The sequence below is a fragment of the Legionella sp. PATHC032 genome, assembly GCF_026191185.1.
GTDB lineage: Bacteria > Pseudomonadota > Gammaproteobacteria > Legionellales > Legionellaceae > Legionella.
Genome location: NZ_JAPHOV010000001.1, coordinates 740,829 through 757,356, shown reverse-complemented (window position 1 = coordinate 757,356; position 16,528 = coordinate 740,829). Strand labels below are relative to the sequence as shown.

Sequence of the window (16,528 nt, the reverse complement as noted above, 5' to 3'; positions counted from 1 at the left end):
ATTTGATAGCTTATCTTTTTACCCTACCATTTCAGCAATGGAATAATATTAGAATAATCATCAGTCCATAAAAACTGATCATCATCTGCTACAAATTTCCAGTTTGTTCCTTTCATCACTTGAAACGCCAAGGATTGATTTGAGGTAAGCAAAGCCCATTCTGAGTTAAATTGCCCTAATTTCTTATCCCCCTTATGCGCTAAAAATAAAGTTATCATATCCAAAGAACGTCCAATTGCATTAATGACCGGGAGCATTTGCAGATGTCTGTTACTTAGATTAACCAAAATAACTCCATTTTCGACAATTTTCCTCTTATATAATGTGAATGCTTCAAGTGTCATCAGATGGACAGGAATAGCATCTGAATTAAATGCATCCAAAATTAGCAAATTCTGCGAAGCATCTGGCATATTAACCAAGGCCAATCGACCATCCTGTTTAATAATCTCGGCTGATGGAGAACAGTCACGTATGTATGTGAATAATTTATTATTTTTAGCTAAATCAATTACTTGTTGATCAATCTCAATAACCTTTACGGAATCAGTTGCCCGAAATTGGCACAACAGCGTTCCTGCTCCCAATCCCATAATCGTCACAGAAAGCGGATGAAACTCTTTCTTCAGAATATCGACTATCGGAGCTATGGCCCCATAATAGGAACTTGTTCCATAACTTGATCTTTCCCCATTCATTACTTGCATCCCATGAAGGGTTGATTGGCTTATTAATGCATGCACATCATCCTTTTTGAAGACTTGCTTGACACCGTAAAAATTTCTTTCCTTGAGCAAAATCTGTTTGTCTTGCAACGGAGGAAAATAAAGGAAAACAAATAAAATAAACATGGATAGTACAAGATTCATTTTATTGCGATGCCAAATCACAATAACTCCAAGCGCCAAAATAGCAAGGATGTGAAAAGTTGTAATACTTTTAAACCAAGGAACAGTAGGAATGAAATAATGCAGCAACAGCAAAACCAAAACAACTAATGGCACCCACCATCCCCGGTTAGTTTTTGGCAGAGGAAGAGCGAATAAACTTAATAAAATGGCTAAAGGGTACTCATAAACATAATTAAACCAATTAGGCGCTAAAATTCCATTAAAAATCCCTGCTGAAACTCCTCCGATGGACAAGCAAAAATAAAACAACGTGAGTTTATGTGGCTTAGGCCTTCGTGCAAATAACTGGCCATGACACAGTAAAGCCAAAATAAAAAAGCTTAATAGATTAAATAACACCAATTGCCACACTCTGATTTGGCTAACCCCAAAAATGAACCCAAGAATTGTAAAAACCAGAAAAAACAGGCAATTACGAGAAATCCATTTTTGTGAAATAAGGGGGTTAGCCGTGAAGGTAAATACAAATGACAAAAGGTAAAGTGCTAAAGGCAAAACCCAGAACAATGGCGTTGCGGCAACATCAGTTGTTATATATAAAGTAACTCCTAACATCAAGCTGCAAGGGACAAAACTCAAAAAAATCCAATAGGTTATCTCTCGCCACGACAAAAAATCTACCTCTTTTTTTTCAGTTAACATTAAGGGTTGGTATTTTGTAAAAAATAAGACCGTTACCAAAAGTAGCAAATAAATGGCAAATCCAAGGTTCCAGAAATAAAATTGATGAGTCAAACCAATAAATCGCTCGATAACCCATGGATAAAAAAGCAAGGCACTCAAGCTTCCAAGATTACTGGATATGTACAAATAATAAGGATCTGAGGCCCCTTTGCTTTTTGTCTGGCTATAGGCAAATTGTAATAGAGGAGCAGAAGCGCCAATCACTAACAAAGGCAAACCCAGTTGCATCAACAAATTATGTAGAATCACCCACTCAGGTTGTCCATCCCTCACTGCAGGATGAAACAACAATGGAAAAGTTGTAAAACTTAAGACAACCAAAACCATATGGATTAAACGCCAAACTGCAGGTTTCTTAATCTGACTTAAAAGCCATACATAGCCATATGCAATGAGCAGAATAAACTGAAAAAAAAGCACGCAAACAGTCCACACACCCGGTGTCCCCCCATAAATTGGGAGTATTGCTTTTGCAACCATGGGTTGAATGCTGAACAGGAGAATGGAACTTATAAAAAGACTGACGGGAAATAAAAATCGAAACACAAAGCAATCCTTAGCCAATGGTGCTGCCAAATCAATGAATCGATCATTTTACGACTACACTCTCATTCATACAAGGATGAATTATTACTCTGCACTACAATTTAAAAGCATCATTAACAGGGGTGTTTACAAATACACATTATTCCATATCAACGGATGACAAAATCCATTTATGGCCTTTGAAAATTTTTGTAAACATCCCATTATTTGAAGACAGACACTGATTCCATATCAGCTGATACATAAAATGAGTACTTTATTTCTTTTCCTTTGAGGCTGATAACATCCAATGAGCTTTTTCATGAGCAGCAACTCGATCACTTAGAATAGTCACCGTACCTTCGTCTTCATTTTCCTGAGCAATTTTAATTGCCTGATTCAAATCTTTTACTATCATCATATTATCTTTTGCTAACTCACTGACCATCTCATTAGCACTCAATCCGGAATCACCATCTTTAATCGTTTTCAATTGATTAAACTCAGTAAAGGTAGCAGGAGTCTTATGACCCATGATTCGAATTCGTTCTGCAATTTGATCCACTGCTTCCGCCAGTTCTTTATATTGCATCTCAAATAATTCATGCAAACTTTTAAATTGAGGTCCGGTAACGTGCCAATGGTAATTTTGTGTTTTCAGGTACAACGCATAAGTATCAGCAAGAGCAACTTCCAGCTTTTTAATTACTTTACTCATTATTCTTTCCTTGTTATTTATTCACGTTATTAAGGATAGTTCAAAATAGTTAAAGAACAAAATAGACATCAATAAAAAACCCGCCTTTACAGCGGGTTTTTTATTGGATAACCGGGAGAAAATTACATCATTCCGCCCATGCCACCCATTCCGCCCATGCCGCCCATATCTCCGGCACCAACACCTTCGTCTTTCTTAGGCAGATCAGCGACCATACACTCAGTAGTCAACATCAGGCTGGCTACGGAAGCCGCATTTTGCAGAGCCATACGGGTTACTTTGGTTGGATCAAGAATACCCATCTCAACCATATCACCGTATTCACCAGTTGCAGCGTTGAAACCGTAGTTGTCTTTGTGTTCCGCTACCTTGTTCACTACAACAGAAGCTTCGTATCCTGCGTTAGTAACAATCTGACGCATTGGAGACTCAATAGCGCGACGTAAAATATTGATACCCATATTTTGATCGTCATTATCGCCTTTCAATGAATCAAGAGCTTTCTGAGCACGAATCAGGGCAACACCACCACCGGCAACAATACCTTCTTCTACTGCAGCGCGAGTAGCATGAAGAGCATCTTCAACACGAGCTTTCTTCTCTTTCATTTCAACTTCTGTAGCAGCGCCAACTTTGATGACAGCAACACCACCAGCTAATTTAGCAACACGCTCTTGTAATTTTTCTCTATCGTAATCAGAAGTGGTTTCTTCCATTTGTGCACGAATTTGAGCAATACGAGCATTAATTTCAGTTGCTTTACCTTCACCATCAATGATAGTAGTGTTTTCTTTGGTAACAACGATTCGCTTAGCACTACCAAGATCTTCCAGAGTAGCACCTTCCAGGCTCTTGCCAATTTCTTCAGAAATAACTTGACCCTTAGTCAAAATAGCAATGTCTTGCAGCATCGCTTTGCGACGATCACCAAAACCAGGCGCTTTGACAGCACATACTTTTACAATACCGCGCATGTTGTTGACTACCAGGGTAGCTAACGCTTCGCCTTCAACATCTTCTGCAATGATCAATAAAGGACGGCCAGATTTAGCAACGCCTTCCAATACTGACAACATTTCACGAATACTGGAAACTTTCTTGTCAACCAATAAAATGAATGGATGCTCGAGTTCGCAGCTCATGTTTTGTTGGTTGTTGATGAAGTATGGAGAAATGTAACCACGATCAAATTGCATACCTTCAACAACAGAAAGCTCATTTTCCAATCCATTACCATCTTCAACGGTAATAACACCTTCTTTACCAACTTTTTCCATTGCTTCAGCAATGATAGCACCAATCGCTTCATCCGAATTAGCAGAAATAGTTCCAACTTGAGCAATAGCCTTGCTGTCTTTGCATGGCTTAGACATTGCTTGTAATTTTTTGGTAACTGCCAATACTGCTTTATCAATACCGCGTTTGAGATCCATTGGATTCATACCAGCAGCAACTGCTTTGTGACCTTCAACAAGGATAGAACGAGCCAATACCGTCGCAGTAGTAGTACCATCACCAGCAGTATCAGAAGTTTTAGAAGCCACTTCTTTAACCATTTGGGCGCCCATGTTCATGAAGCGATGTTCAAATTCAATTTCTTTGGCAACAGACACACCATCTTTGGTTACAGTAGGAGCGCCATAAGATTTTTCCAATACAACATTACGGCCACGTGGACCCATAGTAACTTGAACTGCATCTGCTAATGCATTAACGCCAGCAAGCATTTGTAGGCGAGCGTCATCACCAAAACGTAATTCTTTAGCCATTATCATTGTCTCCTTTAAACAATTAGATTACTTCTCGATTACACCCATGATGTCGTCTTCGCGCATCACAACTAATTCTTTTCCATCAACTTTAACTTCAGTACCAGAGTACTTGCCAAACAATACCACATCACCTACTTTAACTGCTAAAGCTCGGACATCACCGTTTTCTAATACTTTGCCAGCGCCAACAGCAATGATCTCGCCGCGCATAGGCTTCTCGGTAGCACTATCTGGAATAACAATACCACCAGCAGTGGTACGCTCTTCTTCCATACGACGAACAACAACGCGATCGTGTAAAGGACGAATTTTCATACTTTTCTCTCCTGATTAAATTAAACTTTAAATCATTTAAGTATTGCTTTCCTTAGGTCAAACAATACCGATGAAAGCCATATGGGGACAAGAAACAAACTTTCAAGGGTAAAATCAAAAAAAATTTTGGATTTGGGATTACAGCGTCTACAATAATGTTTATTAGTAACAGTAAAAGATATCGAATGAAAAAATGGCTCTTATTATCCGTATTATTTTTAACTTCCCTTTTTGTTCATGCTGAGCCCTTGCCAGCTTCTGAAGTATTTAAGGTTAATGTAAAAAAAATAGATCCTAATACCTTTGCCATACAATGGGATATCTTGCCCAAGTATTTTTTATATAGCGACCGTATTCAATTAAATTCCGATAATGATGACATTGCACAGCTTGGAACCCTTCGCTTCCCTACCCCCTTAACCAAAACGGATAAACAAGGACGAACCTTTAAGGTTTACCGCAATCAACTAACTCTTCCTGTGGGAGTCCTTGGCATTACCCCTGGAGAAACAATAGTCAATTTGCGTTTTCAAGGATGTGCTGACGATGGTTTTTGTTATCCCCCGGAGGCAAGGCAAATCAAACTGGCAATTGATGACAAACTGGCCCTTTCCCAAGTCGATTTGGAAACATTGAAGGCACCAGCGGAAGCCACCCCTGAAAAGCCTGAAAAATCGGAACAAGATATTGCTGCTATTTTTGCGAATCATAATTGGATAATGATTTTGCTTATATTTTACGGGTTTGGCCTGCTCCTGTCCTTCACGCCTTGTATACTTCCAATGGTTCCTGTCCTTTCAGGCATTATTGTTGGCCATGGAAAGACTGCAACCACGAAAAAAGCGTTTTTCCTGTCATTAAGCTACGTGCTCAGCATGTCTGTCACTTATGCCGTTGTGGGTGCTGTCGTTGCCCTCCTTGGAGCCAATTTACAAATCAGTATGCAATCGCCATGGGCTATCAGTCTCTTCAGTCTGATATTCGTTTTGCTGGCGTTGTCCATGTTTGGCTTTTATGAATTCAGACTACCTGATGCATGGCAAAGTAAAATTGTAGGCTCAAGTCGTGAACAACGTGGCGGACACTATCTTGGAGCAGCCATCATGGGATGCTTGTCCACACTCATTCTGTCACCATGCGTCACAGCCCCATTAATTGGAGTATTAACTTACATAGCACAAACCGGAAATGTATTACTCGGCAGTGTCACTCTATTTACCTTAAGCCTAGGCATGGGTACTCCATTGCTGCTGATAGGGACTTCTGCCGGTAAATGGCTGCCCGAAACAGGAAGCTGGATGAATGCCGTTAAAGCTTTTTTTGGCATATTGCTTCTTGCTGTTGCTATCTATCTGATGGCACGCATTTTACCAGCAGGCCTGGTCATGGGACTATGGGCTTGTCTCCTGATTTTTTCTGGTATTTACTCAGGTGCCTTAACCAAATCGAATACAAACCAGGAAAAGCTCTGTCAAGGTATCGGTATCATTCTATTAACCTATGGATTGCTAATTCTCATTGGGGCTAGCATGGGATCTTCCAACCCTTTACAGCCTTTAGCCAACTTGCAAGCAGCTCCTACTGTAACCAACGCTTTTGAATCAGCCAAAGCCCAATCTGTCAAAAGTGTTGAACTGGCTATAAAACAAGCGTTTGGAAAACCAGTGATGCTTGATTTTTATGCTGACTGGTGTGCCTCATGTAAAGTGATGGAAAACACGACGTTCAAAGATCCTCGTGTACAAAGAGCATTAAGCCATTTTATCGTTATAAAAGTGGATGTAACTGCCAATAATCAAAACGACAGAGCATTAATGCAGCATTTCCGTGTAGTAGCTCCCCCTACTTTTATCTTTTTTAATGCTCAGGGCATACAACTCGATAAATTGAAAAAAGTCGGCGAGCTTAATGCCGATGAATTCATGCAAACAATAAATCACGTAGGTGTGGACTAGAGGAATCATTAATACTTTTGTGTAAAACCAGTCGACACTCAAACGATTAAGCAGTATAATTAGTTCATTTTTTTTACAGATAGAGATTTATGAGTCATAAAGTAGGATTTGTGAGTTTAGGATGCCCCAAAGCATTAGTGGATTCAGAACGAATTATTACTCAGCTGAAAGCACAAGGCTATGAGCTGGTATCTACTTATCAGGATGCCGGAGTCGTCGTAATTAATACTTGCGGCTTCATTGACAGTGCTGTTCAGGAATCCCTGGACACCATTCAAGAGGCTATGGCTGAAAATGGGCGAGTGATCGTTACAGGATGTTTGGGAGCAAAAGCGGATGTAATTAAAAATGCCTGTCCTGATGTCCTGCACATCAGTGGCGCTCATGCCTACGAAGAAGTAGTCAATGCGGTACACCAACACCTTCCTCCTCCTGCAGACCCATTTACACAATTGATTCCCCCACAGGGAATAAAACTGACACCTCGGCATTATGCTTATTTAAAAATATCAGAAGGATGCAACCAAAAATGCACCTTTTGTATTATCCCTACGATGAGAGGAAAATTGCAAAGTTATCCAATGACTCAAATTCTTACTGAAGCTAAAAAATTAAAACAAGCTGGAGTGAAAGAATTACTGGTTATCTCGCAAGATACCAGTGCTTATGGCGTAGATACACGTTATCAGCAGGTCGAATGGCAGGGAAAAACAGTCAATACTCGTTTTTACGATCTATGCGAACAATTAGGGGAATTAGGAATTTGGGTGAGACTCCATTATGTCTATCCCTACCCCCATGTTGATGATATTGTCCCTCTAATGCGCGATGGCCTGATTTTGCCTTACCTGGATATACCATTGCAACATGCCAATTCACGCATATTAAAAGCTATGAAAAGACCTGCCAGTAGTGAAAATACCTTATTGCGGATTGCTTCATGGAGAGAAATTTGCCCTGATATTACCTTACGCTCCACATTCATTGTAGGTTTTCCTGGTGAAACCGAAGAGGAGTTTTCCGAGTTGTTAGCCTTTCTTAAGGAAGCACAATTAGACAGAGTCGGCTGTTTCAAATACTCCCCTGTTGAAGGAGCCAAAGCAAATGATTTGGATAATCCTGTTTCTGAAGACATTAAAGAAGAACGTTATCATCGTTTTATGCAAGTACAAGCAGAAATCAGCCGTAATAAATTAAAAAATAAAATTGGCAGTACTCAAACCGTTTTAATTGATGAGATAAACGACGATCAAATCATAGCCCGCAGTAAAAGCGATGCTCCTGAAATCGATGGTCTGGTTTATTTGCCTAAAACATCCGGGATTACTGTAGGATCTTTCGCTGAGGTTGTTATCACTGACAGCGACGATTATGATTTATATGCCTCTTTAATCTGAGGAAATTGCATTAAATTAAAATTTTTTATGTCTGAAAAGTCCGCTTCCTCACGGTCGCGGCTTGGATTATGAATCAAGCATTTGCCAATATGATTCTCGATGTATCTTCTATCGCACAAAATGCCTCTTAAATCGCCATGTTGCCAAAACAATCATTGCAAAGCAATACGCTAGTAGTGGCCATAAATTAGCCCAAATTTCACCAAAACTGTTTCCTTTTAACATAATGCCAAACATAATTTTAAAAAAATGCGTCAATGGCAAAAATAATCCTAAATATTGTGCCCATTCAGGCATTCCAAATATCGGAAAAGTAAATCCGGTTAACAAAATAGAGAAAGCAATGAAAACATTGATCACTTGCGCCGCTTCAAACTGGGATGTACAAAAAGTGGCTATAGTTAAACCCAACGATAATTCCGCCATAATATAAGGTAAGGTGCATAAATATAAAAGAAGAGGGGTACCAACGAATGGAACGTGGAATAAATAGTAAGACAGGATAAGACCAAAACTTAATTGTAAATAACCGATGATAATATAGGAAAGAATTTCTCCTAATAAAATTTCTGATGGGCGAGTCGGTGAGGCTAATAAATATTCAATCGTACCGCCCTGAACGTCTCTAAATGCTACAACTACAGTTATCAGCAACATCGTTAACATGAGCACTAAACCTATCATCCCGGGAACCACATAAAATTGAGTCACACGATCCGGATCGTATAATCGGTGGTTTATGATTTGAAAATCAGGCCTCTGCAGAGGAATATTGATACCCTTTTGACCAATTTTCTCTAAAAACGATGATTTCAATCCCGCTAAGGCAATGATAGCCCTACCTGAAGCAAGAGCATCAATACTGCCGTCCTCCAATAAAAGAGCCGGTTTTTGGTTTCGGCGAAGTGCTTTAGTAAAATTCGCAGGAATAGTCAATACTAAGATCGCCTTTCCTGTCTTCAAGAAATGATGGGCTGACTCTGAATCGTTCGTTGAAGCCACAAATGAAAAATACCCTGTATTTTGTATCTCTCGAATCAGTTCACGCGTTACATCAGTATTATCAAAATTGATTAGCACTGTAGGAACTTTTTGGGGATAGGTATTTATGGCATATCCGGCAATACAGACTAAAATCAAAGGCAAGATAGCCATAATCACGATAGTAGCAGGATCACGTTTCATTAATATGAATTCTTTGCGGATAATAGCCCACAGACGCTGCATTGAAAAATGATTCTTCACTTTGGATTCCCTTCTTTCATGATTTTATAAATGAAAGCGTCTTCTAAAGTAGTCTCTGTTTTTTTGATTTCATAATGTTTCAACACGAAAGGATCCAATAGTTGATGTATATCATCAACTATTGAACTGATACGCATTTCATTACCCTTTTCAATCATTTGAATTGCGGGGTTATTTACTAACATGTCCTTTATTCTGGAGAAATTCTCACCTTTAACACTCCAGGAGTGTATGCCTGTCGATTGAATAATTTCAATAACCGATCCACGGGCTATGATTTCTCCCGCAGACATATAAACCAATTGATGGCATCTTTCTGCCTCATCCATATGTTGTGTACTGAGTAAAACCGTCACTCCTTTGGACACTATACTTTGTATATGCTCCCAAATTAACAAACGTGATTGGGGATCAATGCCTGAAGTTGGCTCATCTAACAAAAGTATACGGGGCTTATGCAACAAAGCAGCGGCCAAAGCGACCCGTTGCTTCCAACCTCCTGATAAAGTAGCAGTAATCCGCTTTTGGTTGTCACTTAACGCCAGCAATTCAATGATTTCCTTCAGTCTCTCTTTCCTGTTTTTTAATTGATATATTCTTGCGATAAAGTCCAGATTTTCATAAACAGTCAGATTTTGATAAAGGCAAAAATTCTGTGGCATATAACCAATTTGAGCCTGGATCAACTTGGTTTGAGTCTTTAAATCCAGATTAAGACATTTACCTTGGCCTTTATCAGGAACCACTAATCCACTTAATAATCGTAAACTGGTCGTTTTGCCACTGCCGTTGGGCCCTAAAAAACCAAAAATTGTTCCTTCCTGGATTTGTAAATTCAAGTTCACTACTGCGTTGATGCCATTAAATGATTTAGCTAATCCGAACACATCGATAATGATTTGCTTTGAGTTCCATCTACTCATAATTGACTTCCACAGGCTGACCTATTTTTAATAAATCCCTTAATCCATGAGATAGATCCGCCTTGACTTTGTATACTAATTTATAACGATTTTTGTCACTAAAAACAGCATCCGGAGTATATTCAGCCTGATTGGATATAAAGCTAATTTTGCCCGAATATTTTTTTTCATTAAGCAAAATTTGAACTTTTTTACCTAATTTAATTTTATCCAAATGGCTTTCGGGAACATAAAACAGGATTTTCATTTGAGAGGGCAAGGAGAGACTTGCAATGGGGAAATTAGGAGGTACGTATTCATCCTTTAAGTAATAACGCTCGGTCACAACAGCATCTGCGGGCGCTTTGATTGAATTTATCCCATCAAGGGTTACAATTTTATCCTCTTTATGCAGTAATTGACCTTCATTAGCATACCATTCTTTTATATATCCACCATCCGGGCTTGATACAATAAATAACTGAGACTCAACATAGCTTGTCGTTTGATACGGTGATTTTTCTTTTTTACAACTCTGCAATGTGCAACAAACTAATACAACCAGGATTGCAATCCCTATTCTCATACCTCTTATCCTTTTGTCATCAGTATTAGTCATCCTATCAGCAAAACAATAACGATTGGGATATCCGCTAATTGGTAAATCTCTCATCCAGCCAATCAAAAATAACTTGTTGAAACTGGCCATTGGCATCTGCTTCACAATGCATACCTGCCCCCAATTTGGCTTCAAACATCACATAGGTTTTTTCACAACGCAAAGCTTCATATAGTGTATTCCCACGGTTGGATATCCTGTCGCTGGGATTATCGCAGACCAGTGTGGGACAGGTGATCTCTTGCACCCTATCGACAAAAGTGTAGGCGGATAATGCCTGCAAATAATCAAAAGAAGAAGTCAAACCGTGTGTATACATTCTTGATTTGAAATAAAATTCTTTCATTGGATTTTCCAAGAACAATTGATAAAAGCAGGCATTAAGTTCTTCAGCTCTTCCTTCTTTTAATAACATCATGAGGTTTGGAGGTAACATTCTATTCAATGAGCCTGCAATATCCATTTGCCCTGGATCACAAATTAATGCGGCCAATCGTTTTTCACTACAGGCCGCCCTTGGTGCAAGATAACCGCCAAAACTCCTGCCAATGAGTACATAATTGGATGTCTCTAGTCCATTTTGCTCATCTAGCCAGTCTAAAACCTGGGAGACAACATGTTCGAAATCTGCTCTCATATACAGCTTTTGCCGACGCAAAGCATGTCCTTGTCCCGGACCATCAAAAATCAAAATATGATATCCATGTAAAAGTGAAGCAGGAACGAGAGCATAATTTTCTTCAAAAGTACTATCGTATCCTCCTGGTACTATCAAAGTTGCTTTAGGAGATAGATCGCTGAAAAATAAATAACCACCCAATATTTGATCATCATAAGGTATCGATACTTTTTGAGATGCAGGATGCAAGCGAGACATTGCTCGTTCAAAACAAAATTGCAATTGATCAAAACAAGGAATCACGCGCGGATCATCAGGATTGGCTCGTAAAAAAAACTCGCTTGCACGGTAATATTCCGCAGCACGCAGGTAAGTGTATGCTGCCGTTAAAAAGTGATTAGCCTCCCAACTGATATTGGCTTTGGTCTTAAGTATATTAGCCATTTCATGCCATGCCTTATACCAACTTTCACCGTCTTTATCAGTTATTTTGGACAAGGTTGTATAACATTCACCAACATCAGCACACTGCACATAACATTTACCAAGAGTTCTTAAAAACTGTCCGAAAAATTCATCACTGAAAACTCCTGTTTTTTGATACGTATCATAATAATTAGCTTGCATAATAGTAAAAAAATTCCCTAAAAATTACAGAGTAACTGAAAGTAAAATGGATTACCATGTGCCAAAGCATATCACCCATAAGCCTATGAATGATCTTAAATGATATTAGGATTCATTTTCAGGGTTGAGTTGTCAAAAAACAATCTAATACTGATAAAGATCTTTGCAAACTGAAGACACTGAGTTTTGCATTTCGTCATCATTAATAACATCGGGTTGTACAATTTTCTGATGCATCAAATAATGAAAATACTGATACGCTTTCTTTAAAGTTATGAATTGAGATTTCGTTAATACATTCGATAAAAACAAATGTTTAAGTTGACTTAAGGTATTGGTATAACTTGAAAACTTGGGATCCCCGAGATTCAATATAAGAAATTGAACCAAAAACTCCAGATCCAATAATCCACCCCGAGCAAGTTTTACTTCATCTGACTCTTGAAATTGATCGATTTTAGCTCGCATGGTTAATACATCCTGCTGCAATAATTTACTATCTCTCTCTAGCAACAAGACTGACTTTTTTAGTTGGGAAAACTTATTTTTTATTTTCGAATTTCCCGATAATATCCTTGCCTTTAACAAAGCTTGATGCTCCCATGTCCAAGCCTGTGTTTTTTGATACTCAACAAAAGCATCAACATGACTGACTAACAAGCCAGCTGCTCCAGAAGGTCTTAAACGCGTATCAACATGGTACAAAACTCCCATTTGAGTACGAGTAGTCAGCATATGCAATATTTTTTGCGTTAATCGGGTAACTAATGCTTCTTCAGATGGTTTGGCAGAATGTAAAAAAACCAAATCGAGATCAGAAGAATAACTCATTTCTCGACTGCCCAGTTTTCCATAAGCAATAATGGCAAACAGTGATTGAATTTGAACCATTTCAGGATGACGGCCACTTAGCTGTTTGCTTGCAATAATTAAAACTTGATTGACAATGACTTGTGCCACATCAGACAGAAATTTCCCTATGCGCACAGCGTCACATAATCCATATAATTCCGCTCTGGCAGCCACCATCCAATTCGTCAATTTAAACTGGCGCAGGATTTCCTCATGCAATTCTACATCATTAGTATGCTCTAATTTTTCAATTATTGTTTGTTCCAGTTGAGACAATGAATCAGGATGCCAATCTTTTTCCTGATCCAACAGGATTTCCAACAAAAAAGGTTGGCTAACAAACAGTGAAGAAATAAAAGGACTATTCACAAACCAAAATAATAATTCTCTTAGCGCATAAGGGTTTTCAGTGAGTAAAGCAAGGTAAGCGCTGCGCCCCACAATATTTTCAAGCAAATGAATTACTTGTAATAAAACCTCATCCGTTTTAGGGCAATAAGTCAATTCTGTAAGTAATAAAACCATAAAACGATCCAGGCGAATTCGAGCTCCCTGTGGTAATCTTCTGCAACGTGGTCCATGTCGAAAAGCATGGAGCATTTGGTAACAATGTTGTGCATTTTCATAGCCTAGACTAATCAATAAATTCACTGCCATATTACTTTCAACATGACCCTGCCAAAGGCTAAATAATTGATTACTCAATAGTCTCTTTTCGTCCTCATAATCATCGACCTTACCAAGAATGGAATGAAAGAAATTGCTAACAATGCGTTGATATTGTTGTAATTTATTGAAAAATTGCTCCCAATCAGTAAATCCCATGGCATAAACTATCTGTATTTTTTTTAACTTATCTTCAGGTATAGAATGAGTTTGTTGATCATTCAGGCTCTGTAGAATATTTTCCAATTTTCTCAAAAAAAGATACGCTTGTTTTAAAGCATCGCACCTAGGTAGTAATTTTTCCTTTTTTATCACGGCCAACGCTAACATGGCATTTTGAACTTGCAACTGAGGTAATCTGCCTCCGCGAATTAATTGTATATTCTGAATAATAAACTCTATCTCCCTAATACCGCCCCGTCCCCGTTTAATATCATTCAATAGGGGGTTAAGCTGCACCTCGCGCTCGATCATTGCCTTCATCCCTCGCAAGGACTCTATCACACCAAAGTCCACATACCTCCTGTAAACAAATGGGATGATTAAACGATCAAACCATGGAAATGATTCATTCAAAGATTCAGCAACAACTCGTGCTTTAACCATAGCATAACGTTCCCAATCACGTCCCTGTTCCTGGTAATAGGTTTCCATGGCTGCGAAACTGGAAACCAAAGGACCACTATCTCCATTAGGTCGTAATCTTAAATCCACTCTAAATACAAAACCATCAGACGTTACACTCTGTAATAAATGAACAAATGTTTGCACCATCTTGCTAAAATAATGCTGATTAGCAATCTGCTCCTCACCATCAGTGCTACCCACTTCATTGTAAGCAAAAATCAAATCAATATCAGACGAATAATTAAGTTCTCTTCCCCCAAGTTTTCCCATGGCGAGAGCATACAATTGCATCTCTCTACCCTCACTGTTTCTGGGTACCCCGTAACGACTCAACAAGGAAAATCCAATATATTTTAAAGTACGTAAGATTATAGAATCTGCCAGATCAGACCAAGATTGCATAACCTCTTCAGTAGAAGCCAAACCAGCTATTTCAAGTAATAACAAGCGCAAAAAATGGGTATGACGAAACCGTCGCAATTCCTGCATATACTGGGCTTGGGATAATTCCAGACTTATTTGCTGAATTGCATAAAAATAGTTTTCTCGCGGCCATAAGGAACGACAGGAATCGCATTCCAAAAGAGAAGCCAATAATTTAATTTGTCTGCAAGCATAGTCACTTACCAGTATCAATTTTTCCGCACTTTCTCTCAATGGATGTTGCAAAGGAGTAACGTATTTTTCAATTATCCAGGATTTTGTAGAAATCAATGTTTCAATATCACTTTGTGGAGACATAAAATATACTATTCTTAATATAAAAACCTAACCATATCATAGGATTAATCAATTAATTTTACATTTAATACTTTAAAACTCCTATTTAGCGTTATACTCTTATAAAGGACTCTAATAATATTTTAGTGAAGATGCCAATGAAATTTATTCAGGGATTATTGCTTTCTTTCTTTTTTCTGGTTTCACCTCTCCATGCCCAAGATGAGCCTTTACCTTTAATAGTAGGTGTAGGAGGCTTTTACCCCCCCTTTGTCATGCAAGGAACCAATAATGAGCTCTTTGGTTATGATATCGCGACCATGACAGAGCTGTGTAAGATAATGAAACGCCAGTGTAATTTTCGAGTCATGAGATTCAGACAATTAATTCCTGCTCTGATTAACAAACAAATTGATGTAGCAATCAGCGCCATGTCTATTACTTCAGAACGTGCTAGCCTGGTTAATTTCAGTATGCCCTATTTATTGAGTTACTCCAGGTTTCTTACAAATAAGATACACAATACTCATGAACCGTTTAATTTAATGCTCTTAAAAGGTAAACGAATCGGTGTAGAAGAAAATACTGTCTTTAGCCAGGAAATTAGAAGAATGGGGATAATAGACCCTGTGATAGTAGAATTTGACAGAACTGAAGAAATGCTGGAAGCCTTGAGTACAAATGAAATTGATTTTGTTCTGATGGATAATCCTGCTGCTTTATACTGGTCTGCCAATTCGTCCGGGAGGCTTCTGGTGACTGGTAGTCCCATGCTGGTTGGTTATGGTTTGGGCATTGCAGTCAATCGGGAAAACGCTGAATTACTCAAATCGCTAAATGACGCATTGATAGAATACCAGCGTTCTGATAAATACAAGGAAAATTACAATAAATACATGATGAACTTTTAAGAGTTAAATGTTTGGCAATTACCGAAAAAATTGCTCTTAATCATTCATCAATAGCTGAATGAACATTTTAATGCGTAATAGGTTAGTACCCTTATGTTTAAGTATCATCGAACCTGAACCAAATACAGCCGTTCGAGGTAGGGGTCTGATCTCTAACTTTTAATGCAGAGTCTGACCCTGAGTAATGCAGCGGCTAATCACTTGCCTGGTAACGTAATCACCCTGACTAACCCCATATAAAGAAGTAAAATGTTTTGCCAAAATAACTACCCAACCAGATAAACGGAAATTCATGCGTTTTTCATTTTGATCAACGACAATCTCGAAAAGACCTAATGAATCACTATCACGTTCATTAGCATACTCTTCCATTATGACTCGCGCCGTTTGCAAATCTTTATCTCTGGTAGGCCAATTTTGACTCATAAGACACTCCCTAAAAACATGAGCAAGACTGTTATTA

General features: G+C 38.6%; 13 protein-coding genes. 3 read left to right on the top strand and 10 right to left on the bottom strand.

Features of this window, described 5'->3' with window-relative positions; genetic code table 11:
- Positions 1–23: 23 nt before the first annotated feature.
- The 4 genes from OQJ02_RS03475 to groES form a co-directional block, all read right to left on the bottom strand.
- Positions 24–2,141 carry a spermidine synthase gene (locus OQJ02_RS03475; protein WP_265717883.1) on the bottom strand — a complete coding sequence of 706 codons (2,118 nt, stop codon included), beginning with the start codon at positions 2,139–2,141 and terminating at the stop codon, positions 24–26.
- A 256-nt stretch (positions 2,142–2,397) separates the two neighbouring features.
- A complete protein-coding gene (locus OQJ02_RS03470) occupies positions 2,398–2,838 on the bottom strand; it encodes a Dps family protein (RefSeq protein WP_265717882.1) in 441 nt (146 codons plus the stop codon).
- A 122-nt stretch (positions 2,839–2,960) separates the two neighbouring features.
- Complete coding sequence (gene groL, locus OQJ02_RS03465; RefSeq protein WP_062727207.1) at positions 2,961–4,607, bottom strand: chaperonin GroEL; 1,647 nt, start codon at positions 4,605–4,607, stop codon at positions 2,961–2,963.
- A gap of 27 nt (positions 4,608–4,634) precedes the next feature.
- A complete protein-coding gene (gene groES, locus OQJ02_RS03460; protein WP_010946424.1) occupies positions 4,635–4,925 on the bottom strand; it encodes a co-chaperone GroES in 291 nt (96 codons plus the stop codon).
- Positions 4,926–5,110: 185 nt separating this feature from the next.
- Here groES and dsbD point away from each other — a divergent pair, with 185 nt between their 5' ends.
- Both dsbD and rimO read left to right on the top strand, forming a co-directional pair.
- Positions 5,111–6,880, top strand: coding sequence for a protein-disulfide reductase DsbD (gene dsbD / locus OQJ02_RS03455; protein ID WP_265717881.1), 1,770 nt, complete (start codon positions 5,111–5,113; stop codon positions 6,878–6,880).
- 89 nt (positions 6,881–6,969) lie between these two features.
- On the top strand, positions 6,970–8,277 hold the full coding sequence (gene rimO, locus OQJ02_RS03450; RefSeq protein ID WP_265717880.1) for a 30S ribosomal protein S12 methylthiotransferase RimO: 1,308 nt from the start codon (positions 6,970–6,972) through the stop codon (positions 8,275–8,277).
- Positions 8,278–8,385: 108 nt separating this feature from the next.
- Here the strand turns inward: rimO and OQJ02_RS03445 are convergent, their stop codons facing one another.
- The 5 genes from OQJ02_RS03445 to glnE all read right to left on the bottom strand — a co-directional run bounded on the left by OQJ02_RS03445 (position 8,386) and on the right by glnE (position 15,175).
- Positions 8,386–9,522 carry an ABC transporter permease gene (locus OQJ02_RS03445; RefSeq protein ID WP_265717879.1) on the bottom strand — a complete coding sequence of 379 codons (1,137 nt, stop codon included), beginning with the start codon at positions 9,520–9,522 and terminating at the stop codon, positions 8,386–8,388.
- On the bottom strand, positions 9,519–10,445 hold the full coding sequence (locus tag OQJ02_RS03440; RefSeq protein ID WP_265717878.1) for an ABC transporter ATP-binding protein: 927 nt from the start codon (positions 10,443–10,445) through the stop codon (positions 9,519–9,521). The genes OQJ02_RS03445 and OQJ02_RS03440 overlap by 4 nt, the downstream gene beginning before the upstream one ends.
- The gene (locus OQJ02_RS03435) at positions 10,438–11,133 is read right to left on the bottom strand and encodes an HlyD family secretion protein (RefSeq protein WP_265717877.1); all 696 of its coding nucleotides are present in this window, start codon (positions 11,131–11,133) and stop codon (positions 10,438–10,440) included. The genes OQJ02_RS03440 and OQJ02_RS03435 overlap by 8 nt, the downstream gene beginning before the upstream one ends.
- The gene (locus OQJ02_RS03430; RefSeq protein ID WP_265717876.1) at positions 11,078–12,289 is read right to left on the bottom strand and encodes an alpha/beta hydrolase family protein; all 1,212 of its coding nucleotides are present in this window, start codon (positions 12,287–12,289) and stop codon (positions 11,078–11,080) included. The genes OQJ02_RS03435 and OQJ02_RS03430 overlap by 56 nt, the downstream gene beginning before the upstream one ends.
- A gap of 144 nt (positions 12,290–12,433) precedes the next feature.
- On the bottom strand, positions 12,434–15,175 hold the full coding sequence (gene glnE, locus OQJ02_RS03425) for a bifunctional [glutamate--ammonia ligase]-adenylyl-L-tyrosine phosphorylase/[glutamate--ammonia-ligase] adenylyltransferase (RefSeq protein ID WP_265717875.1): 2,742 nt from the start codon (positions 15,173–15,175) through the stop codon (positions 12,434–12,436).
- A gap of 137 nt (positions 15,176–15,312) precedes the next feature.
- Here glnE and OQJ02_RS03420 point away from each other — a divergent pair, with 137 nt between their 5' ends.
- Complete coding sequence (locus OQJ02_RS03420) at positions 15,313–16,065, top strand: transporter substrate-binding domain-containing protein (RefSeq protein ID WP_265717874.1); 753 nt, start codon at positions 15,313–15,315, stop codon at positions 16,063–16,065.
- A 159-nt stretch (positions 16,066–16,224) separates the two neighbouring features.
- Here OQJ02_RS03420 and OQJ02_RS03415 read toward each other — a convergent pair whose 3' ends face one another.
- A complete protein-coding gene (locus OQJ02_RS03415) occupies positions 16,225–16,491 on the bottom strand; it encodes a hypothetical protein (protein ID WP_010946414.1) in 267 nt (88 codons plus the stop codon).
- Between the last annotated feature and the right edge of the window lie 37 nt (positions 16,492–16,528).

Coding starts and splice junctions, on each gene's coding strand:
- OQJ02_RS03470 (WP_265717882.1), bottom strand. CDS start 2,838: ATGAGTAAAGTAATTAAAAAGCTGGAAGTTGCTCTTGCTGATACTTAT.
- groL (WP_062727207.1), bottom strand. CDS start 4,607: ATGGCTAAAGAATTACGTTTTGGTGATGACGCTCGCCTACAAATGCTT.
- groES (WP_010946424.1), bottom strand. CDS start 4,925: ATGAAAATTCGTCCTTTACACGATCGCGTTGTTGTTCGTCGTATGGAA.
- dsbD (WP_265717881.1), top strand. CDS start 5,111: ATGAAAAAATGGCTCTTATTATCCGTATTATTTTTAACTTCCCTTTTT.
- rimO (WP_265717880.1), top strand. CDS start 6,970: ATGAGTCATAAAGTAGGATTTGTGAGTTTAGGATGCCCCAAAGCATTA.
- OQJ02_RS03440 (WP_265717878.1), bottom strand. CDS start 10,445: ATGAGTAGATGGAACTCAAAGCAAATCATTATCGATGTGTTCGGATTA.
- OQJ02_RS03435 (WP_265717877.1), bottom strand. CDS start 11,133: ATGGCCAGTTTCAACAAGTTATTTTTGATTGGCTGGATGAGAGATTTA.
- OQJ02_RS03430 (WP_265717876.1), bottom strand. CDS start 12,289: ATGCAAGCTAATTATTATGATACGTATCAAAAAACAGGAGTTTTCAGT.
- glnE (WP_265717875.1), bottom strand. CDS start 15,175: ATGTCTCCACAAAGTGATATTGAAACATTGATTTCTACAAAATCCTGG.
- OQJ02_RS03420 (WP_265717874.1), top strand. CDS start 15,313: ATGAAATTTATTCAGGGATTATTGCTTTCTTTCTTTTTTCTGGTTTCA.
- OQJ02_RS03415 (WP_010946414.1), bottom strand. CDS start 16,491: ATGAGTCAAAATTGGCCTACCAGAGATAAAGATTTGCAAACGGCGCGA.